Annotated in this window: 15 protein-coding genes; 9 read left to right on the plus strand and 6 right to left on the minus strand. The window is 68.0% G+C overall.

Features of this window, described 5'->3' with window-relative positions; translation table 11 throughout:
* Positions 1-3 precede the first annotated feature (3 nt).
* Genes ACQR1F_RS11245 through ACQR1F_RS11265 form a run of 5 tightly spaced genes read right to left on the minus strand, consistent with a single transcriptional unit; the run spans position 4 to position 3,575 of the window.
* Positions 4-780 (minus strand): TSUP family transporter, encoded by a 777-nt coding sequence (locus ACQR1F_RS11245; protein WP_434882530.1) that lies wholly within the window; start codon positions 778-780, stop codon positions 4-6.
* Complete coding sequence (locus tag ACQR1F_RS11250) at positions 777-2,027, minus strand: CCA tRNA nucleotidyltransferase (protein ID WP_315802776.1); 1,251 nt, start codon at positions 2,025-2,027, stop codon at positions 777-779. The genes ACQR1F_RS11245 and ACQR1F_RS11250 overlap by 4 nt, the downstream gene beginning before the upstream one ends.
* Complete coding sequence (locus ACQR1F_RS11255; protein WP_315802775.1) at positions 2,024-2,287, minus strand: DUF6111 family protein; 264 nt, start codon at positions 2,285-2,287, stop codon at positions 2,024-2,026. The genes ACQR1F_RS11250 and ACQR1F_RS11255 overlap by 4 nt, the downstream gene beginning before the upstream one ends.
* Complete coding sequence (locus tag ACQR1F_RS11260) at positions 2,284-2,946, minus strand: CoA pyrophosphatase (RefSeq protein ID WP_315802774.1); 663 nt, start codon at positions 2,944-2,946, stop codon at positions 2,284-2,286. The genes ACQR1F_RS11255 and ACQR1F_RS11260 overlap by 4 nt, the downstream gene beginning before the upstream one ends.
* 8 nt (positions 2,947-2,954) lie before the next feature.
* Positions 2,955-3,575 (minus strand): DUF1285 domain-containing protein, encoded by a 621-nt coding sequence (locus ACQR1F_RS11265; RefSeq protein WP_434913030.1) that lies wholly within the window; start codon positions 3,573-3,575, stop codon positions 2,955-2,957.
* 265 nt (positions 3,576-3,840) lie between these two features.
* Between ACQR1F_RS11265 and ACQR1F_RS11270 the strand changes: the two genes are divergently transcribed.
* The 6 genes from ACQR1F_RS11270 to ACQR1F_RS11295 all read left to right on the plus strand — a co-directional run bounded on the left by ACQR1F_RS11270 (position 3,841) and on the right by ACQR1F_RS11295 (position 13,923).
* Positions 3,841-4,839, plus strand: coding sequence for an AAA family ATPase (locus ACQR1F_RS11270; protein WP_315802772.1), 999 nt, complete (start codon positions 3,841-3,843; stop codon positions 4,837-4,839).
* Positions 4,839-5,795, plus strand: a complete 957-nt coding sequence (locus tag ACQR1F_RS11275; protein WP_434913031.1) for a DUF58 domain-containing protein — start codon at positions 4,839-4,841, stop codon at positions 5,793-5,795. The genes ACQR1F_RS11270 and ACQR1F_RS11275 overlap by 1 nt, the downstream gene beginning before the upstream one ends.
* Positions 5,792-8,614, plus strand: coding sequence for a DUF4159 domain-containing protein (locus ACQR1F_RS11280; protein WP_434913032.1), 2,823 nt, complete (start codon positions 5,792-5,794; stop codon positions 8,612-8,614). The genes ACQR1F_RS11275 and ACQR1F_RS11280 overlap by 4 nt, the downstream gene beginning before the upstream one ends.
* Positions 8,615-8,795: 181 nt before the next feature.
* Positions 8,796-10,859, plus strand: a complete 2,064-nt coding sequence (locus ACQR1F_RS11285) for a hypothetical protein (RefSeq protein WP_434913033.1) — start codon at positions 8,796-8,798, stop codon at positions 10,857-10,859.
* A gap of 205 nt (positions 10,860-11,064) precedes the next feature.
* On the plus strand, positions 11,065-11,436 hold the full coding sequence (locus ACQR1F_RS11290) for a DUF2946 family protein (RefSeq protein ID WP_316178114.1): 372 nt from the start codon (positions 11,065-11,067) through the stop codon (positions 11,434-11,436).
* A gap of 159 nt (positions 11,437-11,595) precedes the next feature.
* Complete coding sequence (locus ACQR1F_RS11295) at positions 11,596-13,923, plus strand: TonB-dependent receptor domain-containing protein (protein WP_434913147.1); 2,328 nt, start codon at positions 11,596-11,598, stop codon at positions 13,921-13,923.
* A gap of 182 nt (positions 13,924-14,105) precedes the next feature.
* Here ACQR1F_RS11295 and ACQR1F_RS11300 read toward each other — a convergent pair whose 3' ends face one another.
* Positions 14,106-14,618: a GNAT family N-acetyltransferase gene (locus ACQR1F_RS11300; RefSeq protein WP_434845376.1), complete on the minus strand. Its 513-nt coding sequence runs from the start codon at positions 14,616-14,618 to the stop codon at positions 14,106-14,108.
* A 250-nt stretch (positions 14,619-14,868) separates the two neighbouring features.
* Here ACQR1F_RS11300 and ACQR1F_RS11305 point away from each other — a divergent pair, with 250 nt between their 5' ends.
* The 3 genes from ACQR1F_RS11305 to eat are packed head-to-tail and all read left to right on the plus strand — an operon-like array spanning position 14,869 to position 18,447.
* Positions 14,869-16,269 carry an ethanolamine ammonia-lyase subunit EutB gene (locus tag ACQR1F_RS11305; protein WP_434913034.1) on the plus strand — a complete coding sequence of 467 codons (1,401 nt, stop codon included), beginning with the start codon at positions 14,869-14,871 and terminating at the stop codon, positions 16,267-16,269.
* On the plus strand, positions 16,266-17,048 hold the full coding sequence (gene eutC, locus ACQR1F_RS11310) for an ethanolamine ammonia-lyase subunit EutC (protein WP_315802765.1): 783 nt from the start codon (positions 16,266-16,268) through the stop codon (positions 17,046-17,048). Before ACQR1F_RS11305 ends, eutC begins: the two co-directional genes overlap by 4 nt.
* Positions 17,041-18,447, plus strand: coding sequence for an ethanolamine permease (gene eat, locus ACQR1F_RS11315; protein ID WP_315802764.1), 1,407 nt, complete (start codon positions 17,041-17,043; stop codon positions 18,445-18,447). The genes eutC and eat overlap by 8 nt, the downstream gene beginning before the upstream one ends.
* Positions 18,448-18,539: the final 92 nt, after the last annotated feature.

Consider the following 18,539-nt stretch of genomic DNA (forward strand, 5'->3'; position numbering starts at 1 on the left):
AAGCTACTCCGCCGGCAGCAGGTGTCGCAGCGCCGACGCGATCATCACGCCGCCGCCGGTGATCACGGCGGCGTCGAGGATGGCGGCGTGGATGTGCACCGGCATGCGGGCGACGAAGGCCTTGGCGAGGAACGCGCCGGGCACCGCGACCGCGCCGATCAGCAGGGCGAAGGCCAGCACCTGCGCCGTGACCACGCCTGCGAGGCCGAACACCGAGATCTTGATGACGCCCGTCGCCACCGAGATCATCGCATCGGTGGCGATGACCGCGGCGCCTTCCAGGCCCGCGGCCATCAGCAGCGACAGCAGGATGACGCCGGAACCAGAGGTGCCGCCGACCAGCACGCCATAACCGACCGCGCCAGCGGCAAGCCCGCCATTGCCGATCCGGACCTCGCGCTTGCGCAGGATCCGCCGCAGCGGAACGCTCATCATGAGCATCGTGCCGATCACGAACGCCGCGCCGGCATTGGTCAGTCGCGTGTAGCCGTAGGCGCCGAGCGCGGTCGTGAGCGCTGCCGCCGCGATGACGATTCCGGCGCGCGCACGGTCGGCGTGGCTGATATAGGCAACGACACGGCTGAGGTTGGTGAGGATCGCGGAGATCGCGATGATCGGCACTACCGGTTCGGCGCCGACCATCGGCACCAGTACGAGCGGCATGAGAGCGCCGGTGCCGTAGCCGGCAAGACCGCCGATGATGGAAGCGAACAGGGCGACGGCGGCGACGAGCAGGAGTTGCGAGAGCGAGATGTCGGCAAAGCCTGCCAGAAAATTCATGAACGTCCGTCGCGATTGACGCGCGCCGCCGCCTGGTCGGCGATCGCGTTCAGCGATGCCTCGTCGAGCGGAAAGTCCGCAGCCAACCAGGCATCCTCTGCGAGGGTGAGCACATGACCAAGAAGCGGTCCCTCCGCAACCCCGCGCGCGATGAAATCGGCCGCCTTCAACGGCAATTTCGGCGGCGTGAAGCGCTGCGGCAACAGCGCACGCTCGCGCCATCGCCGGTCGCCGCGATCGCGCGCCCGCGCCCAGCCGAGCATCAGGCGGTCGCGGTAGACGGTCTCGCCGAGACGATACAGCAGACGCCGGACCCGCGCCTCGTCGGCGGAAGCGAACCGCCACCAGCGATGGCCCATGCCGTCGAGCGCCTTGGTCTCGGCATTGGAGAGCTTCAGCCTGACGCCGAGCCGGCGCGCATCCTCGGTCACGGCGACCGCGAGCGCGGCAAGACGGCGGACCGCGCTCGGCGGCAGCTCCAGCTCGCGCTCGATGCCGATCATCGCGGCGAACGGACCGAGATAGGCGACGCCGCCGAGGATCGCCGTCAGCAACCCGCCATCCGCCATCGCCGCGACGGCGCCGACCGCGCCGTCGGTGACGAGCAGCTTCAGCATCTCCATGCGCACGCGCTCGGCTGACAGCGTCGCAAGCCCGCCACGGCCGGCGATGCAGGCCAGATAGCCCTCGCGATCAGGGGCGCCATGCCCGAATGCCGCATGGATGCGGAAGAAGCGCAGGATGCGTAAGTAATCCTCGGCGATGCGCTGGGCGGGATCGCCGATGAAGCGCACGCGGCGTTGGGCGATGTCGGCGAGACCGCCGACGTGATCATGCACCACGCCGTCCGGCCCGACGGAGAGCGCGTTGATGGTGAAGTCGCGCCGGTGCGCGTCGCCGACCCAGTCGCGGCCGAACTCGACTTTGGCCTTGCGGCCGAAGGTCTCGGTATCCTCGCGCAGCGTCGTGACCTCGAACGGATGCCCCTCGAGCACGAGGGTCACGGTGCCGTGGTCGATGCCGGTCGGAACGCTCTTGATCGACGCCGCCTTGGCACGCCGGACCACCTCCGCCGGCAGCGCCGTGGTCGCGATGTCGATGTCGCCGATGGCGATGCCGAGCAGCGCATTGCGCACGGCGCCGCCGACCACCCGCGCCTCCTCTCCGTCGCAATTGAGCAGCGCGAGCACGCGCGCGGCGGGACCGGACGAGAGCCAGGGCGCGTGCAGCACCCGCGCGTCGATCATTTCTCGACCCCTGGAACGAGCCTGCCGTTCTCGACATGAGCGGGGACGTAGGTCGAACGCGGCGGCGCGCCGGAGAACTCGGCGAGCAGGACCAGACTTGCAATCACCAACACCAGCGCCGCCACCGTCAATTTTGTGATCAGATGAAAGGGCCAGCTGGCCGGCACCAACAGCCCCGATTTGGTCGCGAGCAAGAACAACACATAAACCGCAAAAGGAATGAGGAAAATTCCGATTTCCGTCAACACGCCACGGATCATGGCCGACATATCCGTTCGTACAAGACCCGAAGGATGCCGGCTGTGGCGCCCCATATGTAGCGCTCGGCGAACGGCATCGCGTAATACGAGCGCTCCATGCCGCGAAACTCCTTGGAATGCAGCTGATGATTGGCGGGGTCCATCAGGAAGGCCAGCGGCACCTCGAAGGCGTCGTCGACCTCGCCGGCGTTGATCTTGAGCGTGAATCCGGGCCGCACCCGCGCCACCGTGGGCAGGATGCGGAAGCCGAACGCGGTGCCGTAGACGTCGAGATAGCCGATCGGGTCGACGAAGCTGCGGTCGAGCCCGACCTCCTCCTCGGCCTCGCGCAGGGCGGCATCGAGCGGCGAGGCATCGGTGACGTCGATCTTGCCGCCGGGAAAGGCGATTTGTCCGGCATGGCTCGAGAGGTTCGGCGAGCGCTGGGTCAACAGGACCGTCGGCTCGGGATGGTCGACCACCGGGATCAGCACTGCCGCGGGGCGGATCGGCTGCTCGCGGGAGATGATCTCGAGCATGCGGTCGGTGCCGGAATCTCCGCTGGCCGGAATGACATCGGGATCGAGCAGGGCCTGCGGAACGTCGAAGCCCAGCCGCGCGCGGCCCCGCGCGAAGAAATCCGCTGAATTGACCACAGCGGCGGCCCCGTTCCTCACCATGGGCTGGTTCAAAGCGCCGCCCTCACCTCTTCTGCATCGGCCATGGGGAAGAACGCGCCGCCGGACCCCACGCCGAACATGACACGCCCATCGATCATCCGCTCCTCGCCCATGTCAACAAGCTCGTAGTACAGCGCCCGCGTCACCTTGGCCCAGAGATCGGCCCGCACATGCAGATAGGGCGTCAGGCCGCCGCTGTCGCCGGGCTCGAAGCGCAGCCGGTGCTCGGCATCGCACGCGACCCAGTCGTCGACATTGGTGCGGAAATGCAGCAGCGGCCCGCGCGCATCGCTCTCGGTCCGCATTTCTACGGCCGTGAAGGGGGCGTCATCGACGCGGATGCCGACCTTCTCCACCGGCGTGACCAGGAAATAGCGGTCACCTTCACGCTTGAGGATGGTCGAGAACAGCCGCACGAGCGCCGGCCGCCCGATTGGCGTGCCCATGTAGTACCAGCTACCATCACCGGCGATTCGCATGTCGAGATCGCCGCAGAATGGCGGATTCCACAAATGCACCGGCGGCAGTCCCTTTGCGGACGTGCCGGCCTGCGTTGCCGCCGACGTCAGCCGATCGAGTCCGTTGGCGGTGTCGAGTCCGCTGTCGGTGGTCTGCCCTTGCTTCGCCATGGTTTGCCTTGAGTTTGCGTCCACCTTGGCACGATTGGTGCAAGATTCCATCGCTGTCGTCTGTGCAAAAGTTCCTGGCGGCCCTGCAGGTCAGGTAAGGTCGCCATAACGTGATGCCGTCAATACCCCGTAATGCCGATAATATGGGGATAGTTTAACTCAACGAATACAGCGCCTTCGCATAGATTGGCATCCGCTTCCCCGGCAAACTGGAGCGGAACGTCCGTCCGAAAGTCGAAGACGCGGGGCAGAAGGAGCGACGGGAATGGCTGAGAGTGCCGAGAAGCTCGAGGATGCGATCGTCCGGTCGGCCGAACAGGTCTCCGGCCAGATCCGAGCGGCAAAGGATGCGATTTCCAGCGTCATCTTCGGCCAGGACCGCGTCGTGGAGAACACGCTGGTGACCATCCTGTCCGGCGGCCACGCGCTGCTGATCGGCGTCCCCGGCCTTGCCAAGACCAAGCTGGTCGAGACCCTGGGCGTCACGCTCGGCCTCGATGCCAAGCGCATCCAGTTCACGCCGGACCTGATGCCGTCGGACATCCTCGGCGCCGAGGTGCTGGACGAGAGCGCCGGCGGCAAGCGCTCGTTCCGCTTCATCGCCGGCCCGGTGTTCGCGCAGCTTCTGATGGCGGACGAGATCAACCGCGCCAGCCCGCGCACGCAGTCGGCCTTGCTGCAAGCCATGCAGGAGCAGCACATCACCGTTGCAGGCGCCCGTCATGACCTGCCCAAGCCCTTCCACGTGCTCGCGACCCAGAATCCGCTCGAGCAGGAAGGAACCTATCCGTTGCCCGAGGCGCAGCTCGACCGCTTCCTGATGGAGATCGACGTCGACTATCCGGATCGCGACGCCGAGCGCCGCATCCTGTTCGAGACCACCGGCGCCGAGGAGAGTGCCGCCAAGGGCGCGATGACGGCGGACGCACTGATTGCGGCGCAGCGGCTGGTGCGGCGGCTGCCGGTCGGCGATTCCGTCGTCGAGGCGATCCTGTCGCTGGTCCGCTCGGCGCGCCCCGGTCCGGAGGCCGGCGAGGCCGGCAAGCTGATCGCCTGGGGCCCCGGTCCGCGCGCCAGCCAATCGCTGATGCTCGCGGTGCGCGCGCGCGCGCTGCTCGACGGCCGCCTCGCGCCCTCGATCGACGACGTGCTCGATCTCGCCGAGCCCGTGCTGAAGCACCGCATGGCGCTGACCTTCCCGGCGCGCGCCGAGGGACGCACCATTCCGGACGTGATCCGGCAACTGAAGAGCCGGATTGGCTGATGGCCGCAGCGACAGGGCACGCCGACAAGGAGATTCTCGCGATACGGCGTGCCGATGGCGAAAGCCGAACGCTCGCGGCATCACTGCCGCGGCTGGTGCTGGAAGCGCGCCAGATCGCCGCCAACGTGATCCACGGCCTGCATGGACGGCGGCGTGCCGGCTCCGGCGAAAGCTTCTGGCAATATCGCCGCTTCGTTTCCGGCGAGCCGTCGCAGCGCGTCGACTGGCGCCGCTCTGCGCGCGACGACCATCTCTATGTCCGCGAGCAGGAATGGGAGGCGGCGCACACGGTGTGGATCTGGCCGGACCGCTCGCCCTCGATGGCCTTCGCGTCGAAGGGCGCGCGCGACAGCAAGCTCGAGCGCGCCCTGATCGTGACCTTCGCCCTGGCCGAACTGCTGGTCGCCGGCGGCGAACGCGTCGGTATTCCCGGCCTGATCAATCCGACCGCGAGCCGCAACGTGATCGACCGCATCGCGCAGGCGATGCTGCACGATGAGACGGCGCGGCCCAGCCTGCCGCCCTCCTTCGTCCCCTCGGCGCTCGCCGAGATCGTCGTGCTGTCCGACTTCTGGTCGCCGATCTCGGAGATCAGCACCATGCTGGCCGGCCTGTCCGCATCCGGCGCACACGGCACGATGGTGCAGGTGGTCGATCCCGCCGAGGAGACCTTCCCCTATTCCGGCCGCGTCGAGTTCGTCGAGCCGGAAGGCGGCGAGGTGATCACCGCCGGCCGCGCCGAGAGCTGGGCGCAGGACTACATCGCCCGCGTGGCGCTGCATCGCGACCAGATCCGCGCCGAAACCGGCAGGCTCGACTGGCTGTTCACCACCCACACCACCAGCCGCTCGGCCGCCGAGCTGCTGCTATTCCTGCACGCCGGCATGACGACCGCGAAGGTCGGCGCGCGCGGCGGCGTCAAAGTGGGCGCTGGCCCCGGAGGGCTCGGCGCATGATGGGCCTGCCGCTGTCGTTCGCCGAACCGCTGCTGCTGACCGGCCTCGTCAGCCTGCCGGTGCTGTGGTGGCTGCTGCGGGTGATGCCGCCGCGGCCGCGCCGGATCGAGTTTCCGCCGACCCGCCTGCTGTTCGACATCACGCCCAAGGAAGAGACACCGTCGCGCTCGCCGTGGTGGCTGACCCTGCTGCGGCTGATCGCGGCGGCGCTCGTGATCTTCGCCGCGGCCGGCCCGATCTGGAATCCGCGCACCGAGGCCGTCGGCAGCAAGGCGCCGCTGGTGCTGCTGCTCGACGACAGCTGGAGCGCGGCCGCAAGCTGGGACACCCGCATCAGGGCCGCCGACGAGATCATCGCCAATGCCGATGCCGACCGCCGCGGCGTCGCGCTGCTGCCGCTGTCGGAGCCCGCGCGTGACCTCACCTTGATGCCGGCCGGCGCGGCGCGCGTCGCGCTGCGCCAGATCACGCCCAAGGCCTTCACGACCGAGCGCGCCGATGCGCTGCCGCAGCTCGATCGCTTCCTGAAAGCGACCGGCGATGCCGAAATCATGTGGTTCTCAGACGGCGTCGATCCCGGCCGCGGCAGCGAATTCGTGACCGGTCTCGCCAAGACCATCGGCGACCGAAGCCTGACCGTGTTCGAGGGCGGCACGCCCTCGCCGCTGGCGCTCGCCGGTGCCGAGAACGCCGCCGCCAAGATGACCGTGAAGGTGCTGCGCGCCGATCTCTCCGTTCCCAGCGGCATCGTCCGCGCGCTCGATGCCAAGGGCTCGCCGCTCGGCGAGGCACAATTCAGCTTCGCCGCCGGCGCGCACGACGCCGAGGCGAGCTTCGACCTGCCGGTCGAGCTGCGCAACGACATCACGCGGCTGGAGATCGCGGGCGAGCGCTCGGCTGGAGCCGTACAGCTGCTCGACAAGCGCTGGCGCCGCCGCGCCGTCGGCATCGTCTCCGGCGCCACCAGCGACACCGCGCAGCCGCTGCTCGCCCCGACCTTCTACCTCACCCGCGCGCTGTCGCCGTTCGCCGATCTCCGGCTCGGCGACCGCGGTGCGCCGCAGCAGGTCATCACGCAATTCCTCGATCAGAAGGTGCCGATGATCGTGATGGCCGATGTCGGCACGCTGTCTCCGGAGCTGCGCGACCGGCTCAATGGCTGGATCGAGAACGGCGGCGTGCTGGTCCGTTTCGCCGGACCGCGCCTCGCGCAAGGCGACGACGATCTCGTGCCGGTCAAGCTGCGCCGCGGCGGCCGCACGCTCGGCGGCAGCCTGACCTGGGAGAAGCCGCAGCACCTGGCCGCGTTCGCCGCCGACGGCCCGTTCGCCGGCATCACTGTCCCGAGGGACGTCACCGTCAACCGCCAGGTCCTCGCCGAGCCCGACGCCGTGCTGGCGACCAAGAGCTGGGCATCGCTGGAGGACGGCACGCCGCTCGTCACCGGCGAGCATCGCGGCAAAGGCCTGATCGCGCTGTTCCACGTCAGCGCAGACATGCGCTGGTCCGATCTGCCGATGTCCGGCGCGATGGTCGAGATGCTCCGCCGCATCGTCGACATGTCCGGCTACACCTCGACGCCGGGACCGGGTCCCGCCGGCGAGACCGCCAAGGCCACGCTGGCACCGCTGCACATCCTCGACGGCTTCGGCGCCTTCGGACCGCCGCCTTCGACCGCCAAGCCGCTGCCGGCCGATTTCAACGACCGGGCTTCGCTGGATCATCCGCCCGGATTCTATGGCCCAGCCGAGGGACCCACCGCAGTGAACACGCTGAGCCCCGCCGATCGCATTCTTCAGCTCGACACGTCGGCGCTGCGCGCCAACCGCGCCAGCTACACCACCGCCGAGCCGCGCGATCTCCGGGGCATCCTGCTGTCGACCGCACTGCTGCTTTTCCTGATCGACGCGGTCATCGTCGCTCTCCTCGGCGGCGCGCTGGCCTCGCTCGCACGGCGGCGACGTGCAGCACCCGCGTCCATCGCGCTTGCGGTGCTTGCAACCGGCGCCCTGCTCGCCGTCGCAATGCCGACCACCGCGCGCGCCGATGCGGCAAGCGATGATTTCGCGATGCGCGCAGTGTCGCAGACGCGGCTTGCCTATGTCGTGACCGGCAATGCCGACGTCGATTCCATCGTCAAGGCCGGGCTGACCGGACTGACCTTGTTCCTGGCGCAGCGGACGGCGCTCGAAGCCGGCGATCCCGTCGGCGTCGATCCCGCCCATGACGAGCTTGCCTTCTTCCCGCTGATCTACTGGCCGATCGTGCCGGGCGTGCCGAAGCCGCCGCAGGACGCGATCAACAAGATCGATGCCTACATGAAGCAGGGCGGCACGGTGATCTTCGATACCCGCGACGCGGTCGAGGCGCCCCCCGGCGAGAACGGCGCGCAGCAGACCCCGGGCATGCAGTCGCTGCGCGAGATCCTGTCGTCGCTCGATGTGCCCGAGCTCGAGCCGGTGCCACGCGAGCACGTGCTGACCAAGACGTTCTACCTGCTGCGCGACTTCCCCGGCCGCTTCACCACAGGACAGACCTGGGTCGAGGCGCTGCCGAAGGACGAGGACGAGGACAGCGCCTCGCGCCCGGCGCGCGGCGGCGACGGTGTCTCGCCGATCATCATCACCTCCAACGATCTGGCCGGTGCCTGGGCCATCCGCCCCGACGGCCAGGCCATGCTGCCGATGGTTCCGGGCGAGCCGCGGCAGCGCGAATTCGCCTTCCGCGCCGGCGTCAACATCGTGATGTACACGCTGACCGGCAACTACAAGGCTGATCAGGTGCACGCACCGGCGCTGATCGAACGGCTCGGGCAATGATGCCAGTTATGCGCGTTGATCGCGCCAAAACCTCCACCATCATGCCCGGGCTTGTCCCGCCTGCGCGGCCGAAGCCGCTTCGGCGCGGCGAAGGCCCGGGCATCCACGTCCAACCTTTCATGCGGCTCGACGTGGATGGCCGGGACAAGCCCGGCCATGACGAAGCCAGCGAGTTTGCCTCATGAACTACGGCATCGCGTTCACACCTCTGGTCCCGCCGGTCGTGCTGTGGCTTGCGATCGGCGCGATCGTCGTCATCGCGGCGCTGCTGTTGCTCGGCCGCTCGCGTTCGGCCTGGATCCGCGTCACCGCGCTGGCCTTGATCGCGCTCGCGCTGGCCAATCCGCAGTTCACGCGCGAGGACCGCGAGCCGCTGAGCTCGGTCGCCGCCGTCGTGGTCGACAAGAGCCCGAGCCAGAATTTCGGTGACCGCAACAAGCAGACCCAGGCGGCCCAGGAGTCGCTGGTCGACAGCCTGAAGAAGATCAAGGGCCTCGAGGTCCGCGTGGTCGATGCCGGCCAGGCCGACGGCGAGACCGACGGCACGCATCTGTTCAGCGCGCTGACATCGGCCCTGTCGGACGTCCCCGTCGATCGGGTCGCGGGCGCCTTCATGATCACTGATGGCCGCGTGCACGACATTCCCGGCAACCTCGCCGCGCTCGGCTTCCAGGCTCCGCTGCAGGCCCTGATCACGGGCCAGAAGGCCGAGCGTGACCGCCGCGTCGCGATCACCGCGGCCCCTCGTTTCGGCATCGTCGGCCAGCCCCAGACCATCAGCTTCCGGCTCGATGATCAGGGCATCGCGGGCGCCAGCGCGAAGGTCGTGATCCGCCGCGACGGCGAGGTCATCAGCGAGCGCACCTTGACCAGCGGCCAGGCTGCCAATGTCGACGTCGACGTCAAGCACGAAGGTCAGAACATCGTCGAGATCGAAGCCTCGCCGCTCGACAACGAGCTGACCCTCGTCAACAACCGCGCGGTGGTCTCGATCGATGGCGTCCGCGACAAGCTGCGCGTGCTGCTGGTGTCGGGCGAGCCGCATTCGGGCGAGCGTACCTGGCGCAACCTGTTGAAGTCAGACGCCAGCATCGATCTCGTCCACTTCACGATCCTCCGGCCACCGGAGAAGCAGGACGGCACCCCGATCAACGAGCTGTCGCTGATCGCGTTTCCGACCCGCGAGCTGTTTCAGCAGAAGATTAACGAATTCCAGCTGATCATCTTCGACCGCTATGCCCGCCAGGGCGTGCTGCCGGTCGCCTATTTCGACAACATCGCGCGCTACGTGCGCAATGGCGGCGCGGTGCTGGTCTCGGCCGGCCCGGACTACGCCTCCAACACCAGCATCTGGCGCACACCGCTCGACTCGGTGCTGCCCGCCGAGCCGGTTGGCGTCACCGAGAAGCCCTTCTATGCGCATCTGTCCGACGCCGGCAAACGGCATCCGGTGACGCGCGGCCTCGAAGGCTCGGGCTCCGAGCCGCCGCGCTGGAGCCGCTTCTTCCGCACCGTCGAGACGCGCAATGCGGTCAGCCCGCCGGTGATGACCGGCGCCGACGGCAAGCCGCTCTTGCTGCTGTCGCGCTTCGGCGCCGGCCGCGTCGCGCTGCTGCTATCCGACCACATCTGGCTGTGGGCGCGCGGCTACGAGGGCGGCGGTCCGCATCTCGACCTGCTCCGACGCACGTCGCACTGGCTGATGCAGCAGCCTGACCTGGATGAGGAGGCGCTGCGACTCCAGATCCAGGGCAAGGATCTCGCCGTCATCCGCCAGACCATGGGCGACACCGTGCCGCCGGTCACCGTGACTTCGCCGTCCGGCCAGACGCGTGAGCTGACGTTGAGCCAGGGCGATCCCGGCGAATGGCGCGCGACCTTGCCGGCCAACGAGCTCGGCCTGTGGCAGGCCACGGACGGCACCTTGAAGGCGCTCATCAATGTCGGCCCGACCAATCCGAAGGAATTCTCCGAGGTCACTTCGACCACCGAGACGCTGAAGCCGCTGGCACAGGCCACCGGCGGCGACGCCCGCCGCATCGCCGACGGATCCGGCATCGACATGCCGCGCATCGTCCCCGTCAGGTCATCGACGCTGTTCAGCGGCGACGGCTGGATGGGCGTGCGGATGCGCGACGCCAGCGTCGTCAAGGGCGTCGGCGTGCTGCCGATGTTCGCCGGCGTGATCGGCCTGTTGCTGCTGCTCGGCGCGCTCGCCGCCACCTGGGTGCGCGAGGGTCGCTGACACAACGACACGAGCACGCGCCACCGCCTCGTGCGACGTGGCGCGAAGGGCACAGCGACGGGGATTCCACCCGCCGTCGCAGTGCGCTGATTGACAGGTGGGAAGCCCCCTTGCGATGTTACATTGTAACAACGGCTGATCATCCTCCCAGCCGAACGGGGTGGCCTATTCACATGAGGCCGATTTACATGAGCCAGAGCTGGCGATGAGCTGGTTTCGCGCGAACATCAAGGATGTCTCGCGGCTGGCGCTGTTTGCGCTGGTGCTGCAATTCGCGCTCGCGTTCGGCCACGTTCATTGGCTCTCCGCGCAGGCGCTGGACGGCGGCCGTCTCACGACGGCGCAGGCCCATACCGGCTCCTCTCCCGCAAGCCAGGACCCCGACCAGCAGCCATCCGCTGACGGCTGCGCCATCTGCGCCGTCATGGCGATGGCGCAGTCGATCCTGCTGTCACCGGCGCCCGTTCTGACGCCTCCTGAAGCGGTCGCATTCCGGCTGCCCGATGCGATCACCGCCACTGTCGCGGCCGTCGTCGTCGACACCGCCTTCCAGCCGCGCGCTCCTCCCACCGCCTGATCTGAGCCGCTCGAAACGCTGCCCCGCTGCGCGAGCGCACGGCGGCCGCGTGCAGGAATGGGTCCGTCGCAACCCGACGGCAGGCGCATCCCGCCAGCAACGAAAGACGTGGGACGCCTGATCAGGATCAGGAATTGAAAGATGTTGTCGAGAGCCTTGATGTCGGGCTGCAGCGCCGCAGCCTTGTTGTGCGTTTTGGGTGCGCCCGCGCGCGCTGACGATCCGGCGAAGCCGGCGGCCGAACTGCCCGAGGTCACAGTGACCGCACCGAGCCCGATCCGTGCCCGCAAGCCGGTGGTGCCGCGGCCCAATCCCACCGCGCGCGTGGCGCGCAGCGGCCCACGCACGCCGGCGCCCGCGCGCGAGGCACAGACCGCGCCGCCCCCGCCGCAGCAGGGCGTGACGCCCATCATCACCGACCAGTTCGCGACCGTCACGGTGGTGCCGAACGAGGAGCTGCGCCGCTCCGGCGCGGCAACGCTCGGCGATCTCCTGAATTCCAAGCCGGGCATCACCGGCTCGAGCTTCGCGCCGGGCGCATCGAGCCGGCCGATCATCCGCGGCCTCGACGTCAACCGCGTCGGCATCGTCGAGAACGGCATCGGCGGCGGCGGTGCGTCCGATCTCGGCGAAGATCATTTCGTGCCGATCGATCCGCTCACCAGCGACCAGATCGAGGTCGTCCGCGGCCCCGCGGCGCTGCGCTACGGCTCGACCTCGATCGGCGGCGTCGTGAGCGCCACCAACAACCGCATTCCCAATGCGGTGCCGACCTGTTCGGCAGCGCCGTTCCAAACCTATGGCCTGCCGGCGAGCGCGCCGGCCGTGGGCAGCGCGCCTTGCGTCACCGCGGAAACGCGCACCTCGTTCAGCTCGGTCGACCGCGGCGTCGAGGGCGGCGTGCTGCTCGATGCCGGCAGCGGCAATTTCGCTGTCCATGCCGATGCCTACGGCCGCAAGACCGGCGACTACTCCATTCCCGGCTACCCCTATCTGTTCGACCAGACCCGCCCGGTGAACGGCCGGCAGCCGAACTCGGCCGTGCAGAACGACGGCGCCTCGCTCGGCGGCAGCTACTTCTTCTCAGGCGGCTTCGTCGGCGCTGCGATCACGCAGACCGATGCGCTCTACCATATCCCCGGCATCGACGGCGCCGACAGCCGGACCCGGATCGACGCGCACCAGACCAAGATCACCGCCAAGGGCGAGTACCGCCCGGACTCCGCGGCGATCGATGCCATCCGCTTCTGGGCCGGTGCGACCGACTATCGGCACAACGAGATCGGTCTCGCCGATGTCACCGATCCGACCACCGACGGCGTGCGGCAGACCTTCACCAATCGCGAGCAGGAAGCGCGCGTCGAGATGCAGATGATGCCCGTCAATCTGCGCTTCGCGACGCTCACGACCGCCTACGGCGTGCAGGCCGGACACCAGGAGCTGAATGCGCCGAGCCCCGACAATCCCGGCTCGGTGTTCAACGGACTGTTCGGCCCCAACACCAACAACCGCGTCGCCGGCTACGTCTTCAACGAGTTCGCCTTCACACCGGCGACCAAGGCGCAGGTCGCAGCCCGCATCGAGCACGTCTCATTGAACGGCTCCACGCCGAACTTCCCGGTCGACTATCTGCCGGACGGCACGCCACAGGCCAACATCGCCCGCAATCCGTCGTACACGCCGAAGAGCGCGAGCGTCGGCCTGTTGCAGAACCTGCCGGGCGATCTCGTGGCGAGCGTCACCGCGCAATATGTCGAGCGCGCGCCGAAGCCAGCCGAGCTGTTCTCGCGCGGCGGCCATGATGCGACCGCAACCTTCGACATCGGCAATCCGAACCTGACCATCGAGACGGCCAAAACCGTCGAGGCCGGACTGCGCAAGGCCAACGGCCCTTTCCGCTTCGAGGCCACCGCCTACTACACGCAGTTCAGCAACTTCATCTATCGGCGGCTGACCGGCGTGATGTGCGGCGACGATTTTGCGTCCTGCGGCACCACCGGCACCGAGCTGAACCAGGCGGTCTACTCGCAGCGCAACGCGCTGTTCCGCGGCTTCGAGTTCCAGAGCCAGTTCGATGTGGCTCAACTCGGCAGCGGCATCTGGGGCATCGAGAACCAGTTCGACGTCGTCCGCGCCACCTTCGCGGACGGCACCAATGTGCCGCGGATTCCGCCAATGCGCGTCGGCGGCGGCCTGTTCTGGCGCGACGCCAACTGGCTGACCCGCATCAATCTGCTGCACGCCTTCGCGCAGAACGATATCGCGCCGATCGCGGAGACGCCGACGCCAGGCTACAACCTGCTCAAGGCCGAGGTCAGCTACCGGACCAAGCTCAACCCGAACATGTTCGGCGCGCGCGAGATGCTGGTCGGCATGGTCGGCAACAACCTGTTGAACGAGAAGATCCGCAACTCCGTGTCCTACACCAAGGACGAGGTGCTGCTGCCCGGCATCGGCGTGCGGATCTTCGCCAATCTGAAGTTTTGAGTGCGAGGTCCTCACCTCGCCCCGCTTGCGGGGAGAGGTCGGATTGCATCGCCAGATGCAATCCGGGTGAGGGGGACTCTCCGCGAGGTTTGTGCGTGTGGCTGCCCCTCACCCCAACCCTCTCCCCGTGAAGAACGGGGAGAGGGAGCGCACCGTGCACGCCGTGCGAGCTTCCTCTCGACCTACTTCGCGTAATCCCAATCGGGCCGGATCGCGCCCTCGACGCCCTCGAACGCGCCCTCGATCAGCTCGTTCACCAGCAGCCGGTTGTAGTCCACCGGTCCCGGCATGATCGCCCTGCCCTTCGGCACCGGCTTGAAGCCGACGCGCGTGTAGTAGGCCGCGTCCCCGACCAGCAGTATCAAGCGGTGGCCCTGCGCCCGCGCGTCCGCGACCGAGCGCTCCATCAGCATGCGGCCGATGCCGTGCTTGCGGAACGGCGGCTCGACCGTCAGCGGCCCGAGCATCAGCGCCTTGGTGTCGCCGACGCAGATCGGCAGTTGCCGCACCGAGCCGACCAGCAAAGTGCCGATATGAGCGGTGAACGACAATGCGAGCAGATGATCGACATGCTCGCGTAAGCGGTAGGCGCTCAGCACGAAGCGGCCGGGGCCGAAGGTGCGCTCATGCAGCCGCTCGATCGCCTGCGCGTCGCCCGGCTTTTCGGCGGAGATCGTAATGGACAGGTCACTCATGTGGGGTGGCGAGATAGCATTCTGGAGCGGCGCGGTCCATGGGCGGGCCGTCCACGTGTTGACAGCATTCGCCCGCTCCGGCGGGCACCGATGCTAATTTTCTGAGCACTCGCGCGGCGTGATCGAAGATTGTGCTAAGATGTCAAGTTTCCGGAGCTGCCCTCGCTTAACCTGTCCCAGGTCATGAGCGTTGTGGTCGCCGTCGCGGCCGCTTGGACCGCTCTGACGCAGCACGAGCAGCAGGTCGAAGATGACGGGTGCGTTCAGGTCGCGCCATCGCGGCGAAACTCATGTGTTCGATGATCTCAAGACGCTGCTGGCCTGCGCCTCGCCGCGCCGGTCCGGCGATGAGCTGGCTGGCATCGCAGCCGACAGTGCCGCGCGGCGGGTTGCGGCGCGGATGGCGCTCGCCGACGTGCCGCTGCGGCGTTTCCTCGACGAGCCGCTGATTCCCTATGAGAGCGACGAGGTCACGCGCCTCATCCTCGACAGCCACGATGCCGCCGCATTCGCGCCCGTCGCATCGCTGACCGTCGGCGAATTGCGCGAATGGCTGATGTCCTGGGAGGCGGATGCCGGCCGGCTGGCCGCCCTCGCGCCGGGACTGACGCCGGAGATGGTGGCCGCGGTCTCCAAGCTCTGCGGCAATGGCGATCTCGTCGCCGTCGCCGCCAAATGCCGGGTCGTGACCCGCTTCCGCTCCACGATCGGCCTGGAGGGGCGGCTGTCGTCGCGGCTGCAGCCGAACGATCCGACCGACGATCCCCAGGCGATCGCCGCCGGCACGCTCGACGGCCTGCTGTTCGGCATGGGCGATGCCGTGATCGGCATCAATCCCGCGACCGACAATGTCGAGGCCTGCATCCGCCTGCTCACGATGCTCGATGATCTCAGGCTCAGATTCGAGGTGCCGACGCAGTCCTGCGTGCTGAGCCACGTCACGACCTCGATCCAGGCGATCGAGAAAGGCGCGCCGCTCGATCTCGTCTTCCAGTCGATCGCCGGCACCGAGGCTGCCAATGCCGGCTTCGGCGTGACCCTGAAGCTGCTGGCCGAGGCCCAGGACGCAGCCTTGTCGCTGAAGCGCGGCACGGTCGGCAACAACGTGATGTATTTCGAGACCGGCCAGGGCGCGGCGCTGTCGGCCGATGCGCATCACGGCCTCGATCAGCAGACCGTCGAGGCCCGCGCCTATGCCGTCGCGCGCGCCTTCTCGCCACTGCTGGTCAACACCGTCGTCGGCTTCATCGGTCCTGAATATCTCTACGACGCGAAGGAGATCATCCGCGCCGGCCTCGAGGATCATTTCTGCGCCAAGCTGCTCGGCGTGCCGATGGGCTGCGATGTCTGCTACACCAACCATGCCGAAGCCGATCAGGACGACATGGACGACCTGGCGCTGCTGCTTGCGGCGGCGCACGTCAACTTCCTGATCGCGGTGCCCGGCGCCGACGACATCATGCTCAACTATCAGAGCCTGTCGCATCACGACGTGATGCGGCTGCGGCATCTGCTCGGCCGCCGCCCGGCGCCGGAGTTCGAGGCGTGGCTAGCGCGGATGGGTCTCCTCGACCACAGCGGCCGCGTGCCGCCATTGCCGGGCAGCGCGCCTTCCGTAGCTCGGCTGATCGGCCAGGGGGCGCGGGCATGAGGGACGATCCGTTCGACCTGCTGCGCAGGATGACGCGTGCCCGCGTCGCGCTCGGCCGCGCCGGCGACGGGCTTCCGACGGCGGCGAAGCTGGAATTCCAGATGGCGCATGCGCGCGCGCGCGATGCCGTATGGGGCAAGGTCGATTTCGACGGCATCGCCGGCGCGCTCGCGCCGCGCGAGGTGATCAAGGTCGCGAGCGCAGCGCCGGACCGCGCCAGCTATCTGCGCCGGCCAGATCTTGGCCGCCGTCTCGCCACGGGCGAAGCGTCGCGGCTGCCATCAGGCCCATACGATCTCGTCTTCATCATTGCTGACGGGCTGTCGGCGGATGCGGTCGAAAGCCATGCCGCCGCTGTCGTGATCGCCACCGAGGCTCGTCTGACGGGCCTGTCCATCGGACCGATCGTGCTGGCTTCGCAGGCGCGCGTGGCGCTGGGTGACGATGTCGGTGCCGCGATGCGCGCCCGGCTCGTGGCGGTCCTGATCGGCGAGCGTCCGGGTCTGTCGGCCGCGGATTCCCTCGGTGTGTATCTGACGCTGCACCCGGCCCCGGGCCTGCGCGACAGCGCCCGCAACTGCATGTCCAACATTCACGGCCACGGGCTCTCCGCCGAGCGCGCCGCCGACAAGCTGGCCTGGCTGGTGCGCGAGGCGCTGCGGATCGGCGTCACCGGCATCGGCCTCAAGGAGGCGGCGCCGGACGCCGCGATCGCGACGACACAACCAACAACACAAATCACCCATCACAAGCCGACAGGAGCGAATGGACATGAGTGACGAGGCCAAGCCGACGCTTTCGAAGAGCCTGACCGGACTCCATCTGTGGGGCATCGCGGTCGGGCTGGTGATCTCCGGCGAATATTTCGGCTGGAGCTACGGCTGGGACAAGGCCGGCACGCTCGGCTTCCTCATCACCACGATCTTCATCGCGGTGATGTATACGACCTTCATCTTCTCCTTCACCGAGCTCACCACCGCGATCCCCCATGCCGGCGGTCCGTTTGCCTATTCCTACCGAGCCTTCGGCCCGCTCGGCGGCTTCGTCGCCGGCTTCGCGACGCTGATCGAGTTCGTGTTCGCACCGCCTGCCATCGCGCTCGCCATCGGCGCCTATCTCAACGTCCAGTTTCCGGCGCTGTCGCCCAAGACCGCCGCGCTCGGCGCATATCTGGTGTTCATGGCCCTCAACATCGCAGGCGTATCGATCGCCGCAACATTCGAGCTGTTCGTCACCGTGCTGGCGATCGCCGAGCTCCTGGTGTTCATGGGCGTCGTGTCGCCCGGCTTCTCCTTCGCCAATTTCGCCGCCAACGGCTGGGCCGGCGAGAATTCATTCTCGCTGGCGAGCATCGGCGGCATCGTCGCCGCGATCCCGTTCGCGATCTGGTTCTTCCTGGCGATCGAAGGCGCCGCCATGGCCGCGGAAGAGACCAAGAATCCGACCAAGACGATTCCGCTCGCCTACATCGCGGGGATTCTAACGCTCGTCGTGCTCGCCTTCGGCACCATGATCATGGCCGGCGGCGTCGGCGACTGGTCGAAGCTCGCCAACATCAATGATCCGCTGCCGCAGGCGATGAAGATCGTGGTCGGCGAGAACTCCGGCTGGCTGCACATGCTGGTGTGGATCGGCCTGTTCGGACTGATCGCCTCGTTCCACGGCATCATCATGGGCTACTCGCGGCAGATCTTCGCGCTGTCGCGCGCCGGCTTTCTGCCGGCGAAGCTCGCCGCGTTGCATCCGACCTGCCGCACGCCGCATTGGGCCATCCTTGCCGGCGGCGTGATCGGCATCGCCGCGATCTACTCCGACGAGCTCATCCAGTTCGCCGGACAGACGCTGACGGCGAACATCGTGACGATGAGCGTATTCGGCGCGCTCGTGATGTACATCATGAGCATGGCCGCTCTCTTCCGCCTGCGGGCCACCGAGCCCCATCTCATCAGGCCGTTCAAGGCGCCAATCTATCCCGTGCTTCCGGCCGTGGCGCTGGTCTGTGCGACGCTCTCGCTGCTCACGATGATTTGGTTCAATCTGCAGGTGTTCGCGGCCTTCGTGGTGCTGTTCGCGGCCGGCCTGCTGCTCTATCGTCTGACCGCCGGCAAGCGCAGCATGGCGGCGAACGACAGCCTGCTCGACATCGCCTTGACCGAAGCCCGCGCCATGGCCGACTGATCCGGCCGGATCGCGACAGTCTCGATCGAGGACCCTCCGCGCCATGTGCTTGCGCGGAGGGGTCATGAATGGCCGCTCCGGCAGGCACGTGA

The sequence above is a fragment of the Bradyrhizobium sp. HKCCYLS3013 genome, from assembly GCF_051167615.1.
Taxonomy (GTDB): domain Bacteria; phylum Pseudomonadota; class Alphaproteobacteria; order Rhizobiales; family Xanthobacteraceae; genus Bradyrhizobium.